Source organism: Mesorhizobium sp. WSM4833, assembly GCF_055811095.1.
In genome coordinates this window covers 1-14,680 of record NZ_JBVVQG010000015.1, presented here as the reverse complement: position 1 = coordinate 14,680, position 14,680 = coordinate 1, and the positions used below count along the sequence as shown (strand labels likewise).

Below are 14,680 nucleotides of genomic sequence, written 5' to 3'. Positions count from 1 at the left end.
TGTGGGAGAAGGTGGCCGAGCGAAGCTCGGTCGGATGAGGGGTGCTCCAGCTTGGCGCAAACCGATGTCCAGATCACCAACGCCGCGGTCCTTCCAACACCCCTCATCCGTCTCGGCGCTGCGCGCCGATCCACCTTCTCCCGCGAGGGGAGAAGGTGAGGCGCGGGCATGACCCAGCTCGGCGCCACAGTCACCCGCGAAGGCATCCGCTTTGCCGCCTGGTCGCAGGCCGCCCGTCGGCTTTGGGTCTCGATCTTCGAGGAGCAGGGCATGCGGGAAATCGAACGGCTCGAACTGCAGCGGGAAGGCGAGGGCGTCCATGCGCTGTTCGTTGCAGGTCTTGGCTCCGGAACCCGCTACGGTTTCCGCGCCGACGGGGACTATGCGCCGGAGCATGGACTGTGGTTCGACCCCGACAAATTGCTGACCGATCCCTACGCCGTCGAGATTGACAGGCCCTATGCCTACGACTGGCGGCTGGCCGATCGCCGGGGCGAGGGGGGCGATACCGCGTCGCTGATGCCGAAGGCGATCGCGGCTGCGCTACCGAAGCCTGTGCAGGCTGCGCCGCCGCTCTTCCGCGCCGGCGGCCTGGTCTACGAAATTCCGGTGCGCGCCTTCACCATGCTGCATTCGGACGTTCCCGAAAAATTGCGCGGAACAGTCGCCGCACTTGCTCAACCGGCGATCGTCGAGCACCTGAAAAAACTCGGCGTTGGCGCGGTCGAACTGATGCCGGTGACCGCGTCGATCGACGAACGGCATCTGCCGCCGCTCGGGCTGCGCAACGCCTGGGGCTACAATCCCGTGACGTTCATGGCCCTCGATCCGCGCCTTGCGCCGGGCGGCATCATGGAACTGCGAAACACGGTCGCTGTGCTGCGCCAGGCTGGTATCGGCGTCATCCTCGACCTCGTCTTCAACCACACCGGCGAGAGCGACAGGCTTGGTCCAACGCTGTCGCTGCGCGGCTTCGACAACCAGGCCTACTACCGGCACACACCTGATGGCGGGCTGGCCAACGACACCGGTACCGGCAACACAGTCGCTTGCGACCATCCTGTGGTCCAGGAAATGGTCCTCGACACGCTTCGCCATTTCGTCAGGGATGCCGGTGTCGATGGCTTCCGCTTCGACCTCGCTCCCATTCTGGGGCGGGTCGAGGGCACATTCGATGCCGAGGCGCCGTTGCTGAGAGGGATGCGCGATGACGCACTGCTGGCCGATCGCGTGTTGATCGCCGAGCCGTGGGACATCGGCCCCGACGGCTATCAGCTCGGCAATTTTCCAGCGCCCTTCCTCGAATGGAACGACAAGTATCGCGACGATGTCAGACGGTTCTGGCGTGGCGAGGCCGGCATGGTCGGCGCCCTGGCGACCCGGCTCGCCGGTTCGTCAGATGTGTTTGCCGCGAACGGGCAAGGCGCCAGCCGCAGTGTCAATTTCATCGCCGCCCATGACGGCATGACGCTCGCCGACATCGTGCGCTACGAGCGCAAGCACAACGAAGCCAATGGCGAGCAGAACCGCGACGGCCACAATGAAAACCTGTCCTGGAACAACGGCGTGGAAGGTGATGCGGACAACCCGGCCGTGGCAGCGGCTCGCCAGAACGACCAGCGCGCTCTGCTCGCCGCGCTGTTTGCCTCGCGCGGCACCATCATGCTGACCGCGGGCGACGAATTCGGCCGCACCCAGCAAGGCAACAACAACGCCTATGCCCAGGACAACGAGATCACCTGGCTCGACTGGGCCGGCCGCGACCAGGCGCTGGAGCGCTACACGGCGGAACTCTCGAGGCTGCGCCGATCGATGCCGGCGCTTTCCGACACAAGCTTCCTCACTGGCCAGCCGCCGGCAGGTTCGGAGATACCGGACGTCGCATGGCTTGCTGAGACGGGCGCGCCGCTCGATGAACAGAGCTGGCAGGATCCGCAGCGGCACCGTCTTGTCATGGTCCTGAGTGGCGCCAGCGATGACGGCCGCCGTCTTGCGGTGCTTATCAACGGCGATCGCCGGGCCTGCATGTTTACCTTGCCTGAACGAGACGGATTCTTCTGGGCCCCAGCTATCGAAGCGCCGGATGCGGCGGATATCTCGCGGCCAATATCCGGGCGGACGATGATCTTCATGATCGAACGAGCGCAGGCCGACACAAGGGAGAAGCGCAATGGCGGCGAGTGACAAGAAGGGATGGTGGCGCGGTTGCGTCATCTACCAGATCTATCCGCGCTCCTTCCAGGACACGACCGGCGATGGCAGCGGCGATCTCGCCGGTATCACATCGAGGCTCGCCCATGTCGCCTCGCTCGGTGTCGACGCCATCTGGCTGTCGCCTTTCTTCAAGTCGCCGATGGCCGATATGGGCTACGACGTGTCGGACTACTGCGATGTCGATCCGATGTTCGGCACGCTCGAGGATTTCGATGCGCTGGTCGCCGAGGCGCATCGTCTCGGCCTGAAGATCATCATCGACCAGGTGCTGTCGCATTCATCCGACAAGCACGACTGGTTTGTCGAAAGCCGCGCCAGCCGCGATAACCCCAAGGCCGACTGGTATGTCTGGGCCGATACCAAGCCAGATGGCAGCGCGCCAAACAACTGGCTCTCCGTCTTCGGTGGCCCGGCCTGGGAATGGGATTCGACCCGTCGGCAGTATTACATGCACAATTTCCTCCCCTCGCAGCCCGATCTGAATTTCCACAATCCGGAGGTTCAGGACGCGCTTCTGGAAACCGTGCGCTTCTGGTTGGAGCGCGGCGTCGACGGTTTTCGGCTCGATACGGTCAATTACTATGTCCACGACCGCTGGCTGCGCAGCAATCCACCCTTGGCATCAAGCGTCGCCGGCACCAACAGCGAGACCAACACCTACCTTTACCAGGAGCACCTGTTCGACAAGACGCAGCCGGAAAACCTGGCATTCCTGCGCCGCTTCAGGGCGCTGCTCGACGAATATGACGACCGTGCTGCCGTCGGCGAGATCGGCGATGAAGGCCGCTCGCTGCAGACGCTCGCCGCCTATACCTCAGGCGGCGACAAGCTGCATATGTGTTACACCTTCGACCTGCTCGGTCCGCAGTTCTCGGCCGCGCATGTGCGTGGCTGCGTCGAAGCCTTCGAGGCGGCCGTCTCCGACGGCTGGGTCTGCTGGGCCTTCTCCAACCATGACGTGGCGCGCCATGTCAGCCGCTGGACAAGGCCGGACAGCGAGCCCGACGCGGTCGCAAGATTCTCGATCATGCTGCTCGCCTGCCTGCGCGGCTCGATCTGCCTCTATGAGGGCGAGGAACTCGGGCTGGAGGAGGCGGAGCTGGCCTATGAAGATCTGCGCGATCCCGTCGGCATCCGCTTCTGGCCAGGCGTCAAGGGCAGGGATGGGTGCCGCACGCCGATGGTGTGGGAGGCCGGCGCCGACAATGCAGGCTTCTCCACGGCCAGGCCCTGGCTGCCGATACCGGCCAGCCATCGCGCTCGCGCCGTCGACGTCCAGAATGCCGACACGGTCTCTGTGCTCGCGTCCTACCGGGCTGCGCTGGCCTTGCGCGGGGAGCATGAGGCGCTGATATCCGGCTCGATCCGCTTTCTCGACGCCGAGGGTGACCTGCTCGCTTTCATCCGCGACGGCGGCGGTGAAAGACTGCTCTGTGTCTTCAATTTCGCCGGAGGACAGGCCAATTGGCCGTTGCCGGGGGACATCCGAGCGGTTGCGCAGCTGGATGGCAATGCCGCGGTCGTCGAGACTGAGCTTTTGCTGCCAGCGCTCGGAGCCTTTTTGGGCAGGCTCGACTGATATCCCGACGTTACTGCACCAGCACGGCACGTCCGCATGTCGCGCCGGTGACCCGGACATCGGCCACGCCGAGATGCACGCCGAGCGTATCGAGCAGGCTGTAAAGCAATGTGTCGACTGGTGCGGTCACGGTTTTCAGAAGCGTCGTCACAGCTGGCTTCACGGTGCCGAGCAACGCCGTTACGTCAAGCCCGAGGATACCAAGCGCATTGACGGAAAGCGACAACTTGTCGACCAGTGACGTCGTCAGCGTCTGGGTAATGTCCCGTGTCGGCGTCGTCTTGATGGTTTTGGCGGCGATCTCGGTTTTGTTGAAGACCAGATTGGTCGGGCTGACGTTGGTGATGTCGGCTCCCGCCGAACCCTTCACCAGTATTAGCGGGATTTTTAACAGCAGCAGATTGAGGCTGACATCCGCGATGTTGGCGTCGGAGAACGACTGCGGGTTGCTGAAATCGGCGAAGGCGGTGGGGCTGTTATCGGCATCGCTGGCGGCAAGGTTCACCGCCGCGATGCCGGGCTTCGCGGCAATGGTAACCTTCAGGCTGTCGGGGCCGGTCGGGCAGTTGATGTCGGTCAGCTTGGCCTCGGCGTAGGCTACTTCGACATTCAGCGGCAGCTTGACCGACAGCAGGCTGATACCGCCGCCCAGGTTTGGGTTGCCGACGCCGACCGTGACAAGCAGCTTGATGCGCGTTTGCGCGGTGCGAACCACGGTGCCGGCTTCTCCAACCGCCAGCCATGGCGAGGATTGCGGTGGTTCGCCGATGGCGATGGCGAGCGTGGTCGACAGCACCCCGGGAATGGTGGCGCCGAGGGCGACGTCGACCTGTTTTGAACCGTTTGCCAGTCCGGCGGCGGCCGTCAGCATTCCCAAGGCGCTGGCGTCGACGCCGAGGCCGGCGGGCCTTTGGCCGAGGCCCAACTTGCCGACGGAGCCGAGATCGACCAGATGACTGAGCGGGATCTGGACCGTGCTGGTCGACTTGGACGCGATCGTCTGCAGGGCGACCTTGGCCGTGTTGCCAAGCCCAGGCACATTGGCCATGGCCGTGGCGATCTGGCCGACGGTCGCCTTCGATGCCAGCACATCCGAATACGAGACGCCAGTTAGGTTCAGCTGTGTGGCAAGGCCGTCCACGAAGGAGAGCACGCTCACATCCGCGGAGATCAGCGCGTTGTAGTCCATGACGCTGAGCGAGATGTTGCTGCCGAGAAGCCCGCCGAGAAGCGCGTTGAGGATACCGCCATCGAGGCTGGCGAGCCTCGATCCGACCGAGAATGTCGCCTGTGGCGTCATGCTGGCGGTGGCTTGGGTGCCGATGACGGGAGTGGGGATCAGCGAACTCGCGAAATAGCGGGCGGGGATCTTCTTCAGGGTGACGCGGACGGCATTGTAGGGGGTTATGCTGGCCTGGAAACGCTGGCCCACATTGGCCCCGGATGCCACATATCGCCCGGGCGTGACCGTCACGACGGTTTTGCCGACCGCTGGCTCGATCGTCTGTCCCGAGCTTTGAACGACAACCCCTGGCATGCCGTTGTCGGTCAGCGTGGTAACGACCGCTGTATTGACATTGGTCATGTTCGAGGCGGCGGTGATCGCCGCCAGATCCACCATTGCCTGCGCTTCGCGGCGCTCGGTGTAGATCGAGGCTTCGTCGATGGCCACTGCGGCCAGCGCCAGCGCCACCGGCGCGCTCAATGCCGCCATGACGGTGAAGTTCGCTTTCCTGTCACTCAGCATCAACCGGGCAAGCCGACCGATCCCATTGCACGCATGCAGCAGCATTCAAATGCCCCCGACCCTGATCGTTGACTGGCGCCTGATCGTGGTCCCGGGCATGGCCATGCCCGGGAAAAGGTTCCAGATCGGCAGGTTGCGGGCGTCGTATTGTATGGACACCACGAACTGGCTTCCATCGGCCGAGCTGTCGTTGGCCTGGTAGGTCAACTTGCTGACATCCACGAAGGGATATCCGCCGGCATTGTTGGTGACGAAGCTGGCTACGAGCGTTTGACGTTCGGTTTGGTTCAACCCGGCAATTGCCGTGCGGGCGGCATCCGCTGCGATCTGCTGGATCGAGTTGGCGGCGCCGAAGTATATACCGTATGCAACCATTCCGAGTAGAAGAAGAATGAAAATCGGTGAAAGCAAGGCAAATTCAACCGCAGAGGTACCGCGCTCTTCTTGAAAGTTCCGCATTAGTTGACGGATTTTGGGCAAATTACTTGCTCCGTTACTCATAGCCGCCGCGCGTCTGAAGCTCGAACCGTATAGAAGGTGCTCGTAATGTAACCTCAGGTTGCTTAAGAACGCATTAAGACATTCCGGCAAACTGGCATGGCTCCCGATTCGCGGTGAAAAATAGCGTCGAGGTGAAGAAACCAAGTCAAGCTTTTGGTTTCGGCTGGTGTTTCAGCGGCCACACCATAGCTTTCGTCCGCCTTACTTTGGGTGACCCAGAGAGTCTGTTGAAATAAAAATTCTCCGCGTTAGTGTCTGGGCACGAGCCGCAGGACGGGAACCAGCGGCGCGCTCAAAGGGGTCAGATATCGGCTCCAGGGCGTCAACACTTAATAGGCGCGCCAACGGCAGCGCCGATAGGGAGAACTTCATGCTGAAAAACATGCTGAAGGCGACTGTGTTCGCCACGACGATGACGCTGGCCGCCGGGACGTTCTACACGCAGGCCTTTGCCGAGACCGTCTATAACAGGGGCACCGCCGCTGAATCGGAGTCGGTCGATCCGCACAAGACCTCGACGGTTTACGAAGCCAATGTCCTGCGCGACCTGTTCCAGGGCTTGGTCATGCAGGACCAGAAGGCCAATCTCATTCCTGGTGCCGCCGAGAGCTGGACGGTTTCGGACGACGGAACCGTCTATACGTTCAAGCTGCGCAAGGACGGCATGTGGTCGGATGGCAGCCCGGTTACGGCGGACGATTTCGTCTATGCCTTCCACCGGCTGGAGGATCCGGCGACCGGCGCCGAATATGCCTCGATGCTGTATCCGGTAAAGGGTGCGGAGGACGTCAACACCAAGAAGGGCAAGCCTGAGGACATGGGCGTCAAGGCGATTGACGCAAATACGCTGGAGGTCACGCTGAAGGCGCCGACGCCCTACTTCCTGGAGATGCTGACCCACCAGGCGACCTATCCGGTGAGCAAGGCCTCCATCGAAAAGCTCGGCGCCGATTGGATCAAGCCCGGCAATCTCGTTTCGAACGGCGCCTATACGCTGGCCGAATGGGTTCCCAACGATCATATGAAGCTGGTCAAGAACCCGAAATTCTGGGATGCGGCGACCGTCAAGTTCGACGTCGTCAACTACATCCCGACCGAGGACCGCTCTTCGGCGATGAAGCGCTTCGAGGCAGGCGAACTGGACAGCTACGACGACCTTCCGACTGAACAGCTCGCCGATCTCAAGACCAAGTTTGGCGACCAGATCCACGTCGGACCGTATCTCGGCACCTATTATTATGCGATCAAGACCGACAAGGCGCCGTGGGATAATGTAGAGCTGCGCAATGCCATCTCGATGGCGATCGACCGCGACTTCCTCGCCGAAAAAGTCTGGCAGAACTCGATGCTGCCCGGCTATTCAATGGTGCCTCCCGGCATCGAAGGCTACACGCCGGCAATGGCCAAATATGCGGACATGCCGCAGATCGACCGCGAGGATGCGGCCAAGAAGATCCTCGAGAAACTCGGCTATACGCCCGAAAAGCCGCTGAAGATGGAAATCCGCTATAACACGTCGGAAAACCACAAGAACACTGCGGTGGCGATCCAGGAACAGCTGAAGCCGCTTGGCGTCGACGTCACGCTGCTCAACACCGACACCAAGACCCACTACTCCTTCCTCGAGCAGAAGGGCAACTATGATCTGGCACGTGCCGCCTGGATCGCCGATTACAAGGATCCGGAAACCTTCCTCGGCATCTCGCGCAAGGCCAGCGGCAACAATTATTCGGACTACAACAGCCCGGCCTATGAAGCGGCCATGGACAAGGCGGCCGCCGCCGGCGGCAACCCCGAACAGCGCATGAAGGAATTGGCCGACGCCGAACGCATCCTGGTCGACGACGTCGGCCAGATACCGCTCCTCTATTACAGCTACCACGATATCGTCTCCTCGAAGCTGCATGGCTTCGTCGACAACGTGATGGACGTGCATCCGTCGCGCTTCGTCAGCAAGGACTAACCCTGGCCAAGCCACCGCGCCCTCCAGGCGCGGTGGCGATGGTTTGCCATCGCATCGGCCCGGTTACCGGAATTCGATTTCGGCAATGCCGGTGCGAAGATTTGAAAGCTGGAGCGCGGCCGTCCAACTGGACGCGCGCGGCTCTGGATCAAGCGGGGCACCGATGCTGCGATACGTATTACGGCGGCTTCTGACCGCCATTCCAACGCTGTTCGTCATCGTGACAATGGCGTTTTTCCTGATGCGCGTCGCGCCGGGCGGTCCATTCAACCAGGAGCGGGGGCTCAGTCCCGAGATCAGGGCCAATCTCGAAGCCCAGTTCGGCCTCAACGACCCGCTCTGGCTACAATTCGTCCACTATCTCGGCAATCTGTTGCGCGGCAATTTCGGCCCGAGCTACAACATGCCGGATTTCACCGTCACCGAACTGTTCGCCAAGGGGCTGCCGATTTCGGTCCAGCTCGGCGCCTCGGCGCTTGTCCTGGCGCTGCTGCTCGGTTCCGTGCTCGGCACCATTGCGGCGCTCAATCAGAACAAGCTTGGCGACTATACGGTGATCGCGCTGGCGACGGCCGGCAGCACCATCCCAACCTTCGTCATCGCGCCGGTGATCCAACTCCTGTTCGGGCTGACTTGGAGGCTGCTGCCGATCGGTGGGTGGGGCGATGGCGCTTTCATCAACAAGGTCGGTCCGGTGCTGACGCTCGCCCTGCCGCAGATCGCCATCGTCGCCCGGCTGATGCGTGGCTCGATGATCGAATCCTTGCGGTCCCACCACATCCGCACGGCGCGCGCGCTGGGCCTGTCCGACTGGTCGGTGGTGGTCAAGCATGCTTTGCGCGGCGCCATCCTGCCGATCGTCTCCTTCACCGGTCCGGCGGCGGCGGCACTGCTGACCGGCTCGGTCATCGTCGAGACGATCTTCTCCATCCCAGGCGTCGGCCGCTATTTCGTCGATGCCGCGCTCAATCGTGACTACACGCTGGTGATGGGAACGGTGGTGGTGATCGCCATCTTTACCATTGTCTTCAACCTGATCGTCGACGTCATGTACGCGGTCGTCGATCCGAGAGTGCGCTATGACTGACATCGCGGCCACAGTCGCCCCCACCGTCATCGGCCGTTCGCTCTGGGGGGATGCCTGGGCGCGGCTCAAGGCCAATCGCGCCGCCATGTTCAGCCTGTATTACCTTGCCCTGATCGGGGTCGTCAGCGTGTTCGGGCCATGGTTCGTGCCGCATCAATACACCACCATCTATGCCGACTATGTGCGCATGCCGCCAAGCCTGTCAGCCTATCCGAAGGCCGACATGATCGAGACGGCGCTCACCGAAGCGATCAAGCGCATGCGGGTCGACATCAAGGAATGGCGGCAGGAAGGCAACCAGGTCTTCGTCACCGTCAAGTCGACCAGGCCGATCGACGATCGCAACATCCGCTATCTTGACCGATCCGATGCCTTTGACGACACCAAGATCGAGAGCAAGTCGCCGGACGGTCTCGAAGTGACGATGAGCGCCTCGATCAAGCAGCAATATTTCCTGTTCGGCACCGACAACACCGGACGGGACCTGTTGTCGCGCACGCTGATGGCCGGGCGTATATCGCTGGCCATCGGCCTGCTCGCGGGCGTCGTGGCGGTGGTCATCGGCGTGGTCTACGGGGCCGCTGCCGGTTTTGCCGGAGGCAAGGTCGACGAGGTGATGATGCGCATCGTCGACGTGCTCTATTCCTTGCCCTTCATCTTCTTCGTCATCATGCTGGTGGTGTTCTTCGGCCGCAACTTCGTGCTGATGTTCCTGGCCGTCGGCGCCGTGCTGTGGCTCGACATGGCGCGCATCGTGCGCGGCCAGGCACTGTCGATCCGCCGCCAGGAATATGTCCAGGCGGCGGAAGCCATGGGCGTCGGCCAGCGCGGCATCCTGCTGCGCCACGTCATCCCCAACCTGCTCGGCCCGGTGGTCATCTACATGACGCTGCTGGTGCCGCAGGTGATCATCCTGGAAAGCTTCCTATCGTTTCTCGGCCTCGGCGTGCAGGAGCCGATGACCAGCTGGGGCGTTCTGATCTCGGTCGGCGCCAAGAACATCGGCACCGCCAACTGGCTGCTCCTGTTCCCCGCCTTCTTCCTCGTCTCGACGCTGTTTGCGCTGAACTTCGTCGGCGACGGCCTGCGCGACGCACTCGACCCGAGGGATCGCTAAGATGGGGATCGCTAAGATGCGGATCGATAAAGAGGGAAACCGCTGAGATGGCTGCTTCCGAAACGATCCTCAGCGTCAAGGATTTGCGTGTCCGCTTCCGCACGCTCGACGGCGCCGTCGAGGCGGTCAAGGGCATAAACATCCATGTCAAATCGGGCGAGACCGTTGCCGTGGTCGGCGAATCCGGCTCCGGCAAAAGCCAGACGATGATGGCGGCGATGAGCCTGCTGGCGTCGAATGGCGAAGCGACAGGCAGCGTCGACTATCGTGGCCGCAATCTTCTAACACTCAGCAAATCCGAGCTCAACAAGGTCCGTGGCCGCAAGATCAGCATGATCTTCCAGGAGCCGATGACTTCGCTCGATCCGCTCTATTCAATCGGCAACCAGTTGATCGAACCGATCCGCCGGCATCGGGGCCTGAATGTCGCCGAGGCACGTGAAGAAGCGCTCAAACTGCTGCGGCTGGTGCATATTCCCGATCCCGAGCGGCGGATGAAATCCTATCCGCACGAAATGTCGGGTGGCCAGCGCCAGCGTGTGATGATCGCGATGGCGCTCGCCAACGACCCTGACATATTGATCGCCGACGAGCCGACGACGGCGCTCGATGTGACCATACAGGCGCAGATCCTGATGCTTCTGGCCGAATTGCAGCGCAAGCTCGGCATGGCGATCGTCTTCATCACCCACGATCTTGGCATCGTCCGCCGCTTTGCCGATCGGGTCTATGTCATGCGCCAGGGCGAGGTTGTCGAGGAGGGGGAGGCGGAGGCCATCTTCGTCAACCCACAGCATGCCTACACGAAAATGCTGCTGGCGGCCGAGCCGACCGGCAGCAAGGCGCCGCCGCCCGCCAACGCCCCAGTGCTGCTCGAAGGCAGGAATGTCGAAGTGACGTTCAGGATCGGCGGCGGGTTTCTTGCTGGCGAACCGCTGATGCTGCGTGCAGTCGATCACATCTCGATCCGGCTGCAGCGCAACCAGACCATCGGCATCGTTGGTGAATCCGGCTCGGGCAAGTCGACGCTTGGCCGCGCCTTGCTGCGGCTGTTGCCGAGTGACGGGCTCATCCGTTTCGGCGATCGCGACATTTCCCAAGCCGACCGGCAGGCGATGCGGCCGCTGCGGCGCCAGATGCAGCTCGTCTTCCAGGACCCGTTCGGCTCGTTGTCGCCGCGCATGACTGTCGGCCAGGTCATCACCGAAGGACTTCTGGTGCATGAGCCTGACCTTTCGGGCAAGCAGCGTGATCAACGCGCGGTCGAGGCATTGCGCGAGGTCGGCCTCGACCCCAACGCCCGCAACCGCTACCCGCACGAATTCTCCGGCGGTCAGCGGCAGCGCATCGCCATTGCCCGCGCCATGATCCTGAAGCCCAGGCTGGTGGTATTGGATGAGCCGACTTCGGCGCTCGATCGCTCTGTGCAGAAACAGATCGTCGAACTGCTGCGCAAGCTGCAGGCGGACCACGAATTGTCCTATCTCTTCATCAGCCACGATCTGTCGGTCGTGCGCGCCATGGCCGACTACATCATCGTCATGAAACAGGGCAAGATCGTCGAGGAAGGGCCGACCGAGGCGATCTTCAGCAATCCGCAGCACGCCTACACACAGACGCTGATGGCCGCCGCGATCGACGTGACGCGATTTCGCCTGAGCGCCTGAACCGGGCTCTGCACCGAGGCGTTGGCTGTCCGCTCAATTCGCGGACCTCTGGCACTTGCGCGCTCGCACGGCGGCAATGGCATCCTGTTGCTGCTTAAGCCGGTCGATCCTGGCTGTTTCACGGTTGGCTACCGCGGTCTTCACGCGTGAGCCGCCGAGCAGCCAGCGTGGAACATTGGTGTTGGCGACCTTGCCGCGCGTGATTGCCGTTTGCGAGATGTCACGGGCGACGTCTCCCATCGCGCTGTTGAGGTCGGTGCACGTCATTGAATCGTATTTCGCTGGATCGACGGTTCTGCCGAGCGATGAACAGCCAGCGACGAGAACCAGCGTCATCACAAGAATCAAGGGCGGGGCTGTGGTTGAATTCAAATTCATGTCGCACTCGGCCCGCCGTTTCACTCATTCCATCAGGTCCATCGACCCTAGAGCCGACGGGCCTTTTCGTCAAAATATGCGGCCGCGAAGGAACCTGCCACAGGGCTCGGCCATGCGGTCGACAGCAGGAACATCCCCAGTCTGAATTGCTATTTGCCGGGTGTGGAGTTCAATCGCTGGCAAACGGAGAGTGCCGGTTCCGGCGACGTCGAGGCGGCTTTCCTAAGCTGCTTCGGCCACCAACGTCGACGGGGGACCGCCGAGCACTGTCTGAGCGATCTCGGCGTCATTTTCATCGACATGCGCCGTCACCAGGACGACGCCTTCGGCCACGTCCTGATCATCCGCCTTCATGGCGCGCAGGGCGAATGTTCCAAACAGACCGCCGGCAACGCCGCCACAGACCGCGCCAGCCACCGCTGTTGGCAATACGCTCGCAGCAACAGGATTGATGCCAACTGCCGCAACGGCGCTCAGACATGCCAACCCGCCGGCGGCAGCGCCCAGTACCGATCCCAAAGCGGAAACCCAAACAGATCCTGTCTCGTCATTGTAAGGCCCGATGATCGCGATCTGTACGCGAGGAATTCCGGCCGCCACCAGGTTGCTAGCGACCCGCGTCGCATCGGCGTGGGAATCAAAAAGTCTGCTAATCGTCGGCATGGTCGCTTAACGCTTCGGGCTGTTCAGCAGCGTGTCGGTGAGGAATGACGCGGCAATCAGGTCGTCAACCTCGATTCGGCCCTCGCCGCCCTCCATGATGGCCGCGACCTTCTGGAAGGTCTTCATCTCGTCTTCGGTAATCTGGGCTTGCTGCATCCTGGCCTTGATCTCTGTTACTCGCGTGCTCAGGGCATCGGATCGTTTGGTCTCACGGTTCGACATGCTGCTGCTCTTGGTTTCATCGATGATTTTTGCCCGCCACCCCGAATTTGGGGCAAGCGCATGCGTTTCCAACCTGGACTTCGGTCGGGCAGGGGTCAGACCTAAGTCTGGCTAGGGGCAATTGTCTTGCCGACGGTGCTGCCAAAAGCATGATCAAACGGCCTCTCGTGGCCCGATTCCTTCAAGAATCGGGCCGGAGATCTGTGGTCAGTACCCGTCGTTCTCGATCACCACGGGATGGTGCCGATGGTGGTGGCGATGGGTGGAGACGGAACCTGTCACGACAACGGTATCGCGGTGATGATGCCGGCGCCCATGGTCGTAGAACGCCACAGTACCATGGCGGCGGTGGTGCAAGCGCTGACCGTCTTCGTTGATGATCTTGACGCTGCCGTGATGTCGATGATGGGTTCTAACAACCACATCGGCTTCGGCTGCCGAAGCCACGACGGGCAGTCCAATGGAAAGCGCCAACGCGCACATGATCATTGTTTTCATTGCAATTCCTCCGTTTTCTTAATTAGCCCTTCATTGGATTAACTGCCCCTGATCGCTTTGGTTCCGGTGGTCCGGCATCGGCCCGAACGTTCACTGTCACCGCCGGATCTCGTCAACGACGGAACATTAGACGTGCCTGATGGTTTTATTTCTCGCAGCCGGGATCACGATTTGGTGTCTGCTGCGGATCAGTCGGCAAAGACTGGTCGGCCCGCGTTCTCCGCAAGAGGCGCGGGCTTCCCCCAGGCAACAGGAGAGAGATCATGAACAATATCATTTGGCTCGTTGGAGCTGTGGTCATCGTGATAGCGATCTTGAGCTTTTTTGGCCTCCGCTAGCCGGACGCGCGTACCAGTTGAGATGTTTTCCGGAATCTGTCCGCGAGCGCACGCACGAAGGCATCAGGCGGCCGGTTGAGACCGTCTGGTTGCTGTCCAGTGCAACAGGCATCGCTGTCGGCCGGCGGGGAGACGCGAGTAATCTCGCTTGAGGGGCAGGTGGAGCGCCGAAGTCGGGATGCGCTAACTCTTTGTTTTTTCTGGTCGGAGTGGCAGGATTTGAACCTGCGACCCCCTCGTCCCGAACGAGGTGCGCTACCAGGCTGCGCTACACTCCGTGACCAGACCGCGGGCTTATAGCCGCCACACTTCGTTCCTGCAAGCGGCATGGCAGCACTTCTGTCGCATTTCATCGGCTTTCGTCGAGCATAGCCCGAAAGGCTCGGATTCCCTCCTGGGATAAACGTGGCTTAAAGCCTTCTGTGCTAAGCCGCAGTCCTCGACAACTCGTAATTTCCGCCACTCGGAGTTTTCCAGTCTTGTCCTTCAGCATCGTTGGCGACGCCCGGCCCAACAGTTTCGAGTTCGAAACCGAAGCGCTGATCAAGCCATCCGGCTTTCGAGAATATGATGCGCGCTGGTGGTTTGGCCATCCCGGCTCCGCGCAACTGCCGGAGCTCAATCTGATTGGCGTCCAGGCGCTCGGAATGGGGCTTGGCACGCTGATCCGCCGTGTCGGTGCCGGTCCCGATATCGTCACCGGGCA

At 61.8% G+C, this 14,680-nt stretch carries 12 protein-coding genes, 1 tRNA gene and 1 pseudogene; 7 read left to right on the top strand and 7 right to left on the bottom strand.

Annotated elements, in window-relative coordinates:
- Positions 1-168 precede the first annotated feature (168 nt).
- Positions 169-2,184, top strand: a complete 2,016-nt coding sequence (glgX, locus tag AC0L2D_RS25395) for a glycogen debranching protein GlgX (RefSeq protein WP_473542917.1) — start codon at positions 169-171, stop codon at positions 2,182-2,184.
- On the top strand, positions 2,171-3,793 hold the full coding sequence (gene bglA, locus AC0L2D_RS25390) for a beta-galactosidase BglA (protein ID WP_473542915.1): 1,623 nt from the start codon (positions 2,171-2,173) through the stop codon (positions 3,791-3,793). Before glgX ends, bglA begins: the two co-directional genes overlap by 14 nt.
- A gap of 10 nt (positions 3,794-3,803) precedes the next feature.
- Here bglA and AC0L2D_RS25385 read toward each other — a convergent pair whose 3' ends face one another.
- Together AC0L2D_RS25385 and AC0L2D_RS25380 are read right to left on the bottom strand one after the other, a co-directional pair.
- Positions 3,804-5,585 (bottom strand): TadG family pilus assembly protein, encoded by a 1,782-nt coding sequence (locus AC0L2D_RS25385; protein ID WP_224674109.1) that lies wholly within the window; start codon positions 5,583-5,585, stop codon positions 3,804-3,806.
- Positions 5,586-5,999 (bottom strand): TadE family protein, encoded by a 414-nt coding sequence (locus tag AC0L2D_RS25380; protein ID WP_473543036.1) that lies wholly within the window; start codon positions 5,997-5,999, stop codon positions 5,586-5,588.
- Positions 6,000-6,411: 412 nt separating this feature from the next.
- Between AC0L2D_RS25380 and AC0L2D_RS25375 the strand changes: the two genes are divergently transcribed.
- The 4 genes from AC0L2D_RS25375 to AC0L2D_RS25360 all read left to right on the top strand — a co-directional run bounded on the left by AC0L2D_RS25375 (position 6,412) and on the right by AC0L2D_RS25360 (position 11,875).
- Positions 6,412-8,004 carry a peptide ABC transporter substrate-binding protein gene (locus tag AC0L2D_RS25375; protein WP_013532692.1) on the top strand — a complete coding sequence of 531 codons (1,593 nt, stop codon included), beginning with the start codon at positions 6,412-6,414 and terminating at the stop codon, positions 8,002-8,004.
- A 163-nt stretch (positions 8,005-8,167) separates the two neighbouring features.
- Positions 8,168-9,091 (top strand): ABC transporter permease subunit, encoded by a 924-nt coding sequence (locus AC0L2D_RS25370; RefSeq protein WP_013532691.1) that lies wholly within the window; start codon positions 8,168-8,170, stop codon positions 9,089-9,091.
- Positions 9,084-10,208 carry an ABC transporter permease gene (locus AC0L2D_RS25365; protein WP_013532690.1) on the top strand — a complete coding sequence of 375 codons (1,125 nt, stop codon included), beginning with the start codon at positions 9,084-9,086 and terminating at the stop codon, positions 10,206-10,208. Before AC0L2D_RS25370 ends, AC0L2D_RS25365 begins: the two co-directional genes overlap by 8 nt.
- A 47-nt stretch (positions 10,209-10,255) precedes the next feature.
- A complete protein-coding gene (locus AC0L2D_RS25360) occupies positions 10,256-11,875 on the top strand; it encodes an ABC transporter ATP-binding protein (RefSeq protein ID WP_013532689.1) in 1,620 nt (539 codons plus the stop codon).
- 33 nt (positions 11,876-11,908) lie between these two features.
- On the opposite strand, the gene AC0L2D_RS25355 is transcribed toward AC0L2D_RS25360, so the two are convergent.
- The 5 genes from AC0L2D_RS25355 to AC0L2D_RS25335 form a co-directional block, all read right to left on the bottom strand.
- On the bottom strand, positions 11,909-12,253 hold the full coding sequence (locus AC0L2D_RS25355) for a hypothetical protein (protein ID WP_013532688.1): 345 nt from the start codon (positions 12,251-12,253) through the stop codon (positions 11,909-11,911).
- A 222-nt stretch (positions 12,254-12,475) separates the two neighbouring features.
- On the bottom strand, positions 12,476-12,916 hold the full coding sequence (locus AC0L2D_RS25350) for a hypothetical protein (RefSeq protein ID WP_024503704.1): 441 nt from the start codon (positions 12,914-12,916) through the stop codon (positions 12,476-12,478).
- Positions 12,917-12,922: 6 nt separating this feature from the next.
- On the bottom strand, positions 12,923-13,138 hold the full coding sequence (locus AC0L2D_RS25345) for a hypothetical protein (RefSeq protein ID WP_024503705.1): 216 nt from the start codon (positions 13,136-13,138) through the stop codon (positions 12,923-12,925).
- A gap of 207 nt (positions 13,139-13,345) precedes the next feature.
- Positions 13,346-13,636 (bottom strand): hypothetical protein, encoded by a 291-nt coding sequence (locus tag AC0L2D_RS25340; RefSeq protein WP_024503706.1) that lies wholly within the window; start codon positions 13,634-13,636, stop codon positions 13,346-13,348.
- A gap of 539 nt (positions 13,637-14,175) precedes the next feature.
- A tRNA-Pro gene (locus AC0L2D_RS25335) sits at positions 14,176-14,252 on the bottom strand.
- 201 nt (positions 14,253-14,453) lie between these two features.
- Between AC0L2D_RS25335 and AC0L2D_RS25330 the strand changes: the two are divergent.
- Positions 14,454-14,680, top strand: a pseudogene (locus AC0L2D_RS25330) (phosphomannomutase/phosphoglucomutase); the annotation flags it as partial.

Bases quoted from the DNA above. Each gene is read 5' to 3' on its own strand.
- glgX (WP_473542917.1), top strand. From the start codon at position 169: ATGACCCAGCTCGGCGCCACAGTCACCCGCGAAGGCATCCGCTTTGCC.
- bglA (WP_473542915.1), top strand. From the start codon at position 2,171: ATGGCGGCGAGTGACAAGAAGGGATGGTGGCGCGGTTGCGTCATCTAC.
- AC0L2D_RS25385 (WP_224674109.1), bottom strand. From the start codon at position 5,585: ATGCTGCTGCATGCGTGCAATGGGATCGGTCGGCTTGCCCGGTTGATG.
- AC0L2D_RS25380 (WP_473543036.1), bottom strand. From the start codon at position 5,999: ATGCGGAACTTTCAAGAAGAGCGCGGTACCTCTGCGGTTGAATTTGCC.
- AC0L2D_RS25375 (WP_013532692.1), top strand. From the start codon at position 6,412: ATGCTGAAAAACATGCTGAAGGCGACTGTGTTCGCCACGACGATGACG.
- AC0L2D_RS25370 (WP_013532691.1), top strand. From the start codon at position 8,168: ATGCTGCGATACGTATTACGGCGGCTTCTGACCGCCATTCCAACGCTG.
- AC0L2D_RS25365 (WP_013532690.1), top strand. From the start codon at position 9,084: ATGACTGACATCGCGGCCACAGTCGCCCCCACCGTCATCGGCCGTTCG.
- AC0L2D_RS25360 (WP_013532689.1), top strand. From the start codon at position 10,256: ATGGCTGCTTCCGAAACGATCCTCAGCGTCAAGGATTTGCGTGTCCGC.
- AC0L2D_RS25355 (WP_013532688.1), bottom strand. From the start codon at position 12,253: ATGAATTTGAATTCAACCACAGCCCCGCCCTTGATTCTTGTGATGACG.
- AC0L2D_RS25350 (WP_024503704.1), bottom strand. From the start codon at position 12,916: ATGCCGACGATTAGCAGACTTTTTGATTCCCACGCCGATGCGACGCGG.
- AC0L2D_RS25345 (WP_024503705.1), bottom strand. From the start codon at position 13,138: ATGTCGAACCGTGAGACCAAACGATCCGATGCCCTGAGCACGCGAGTA.
- AC0L2D_RS25340 (WP_024503706.1), bottom strand. From the start codon at position 13,636: ATGAAAACAATGATCATGTGCGCGTTGGCGCTTTCCATTGGACTGCCC.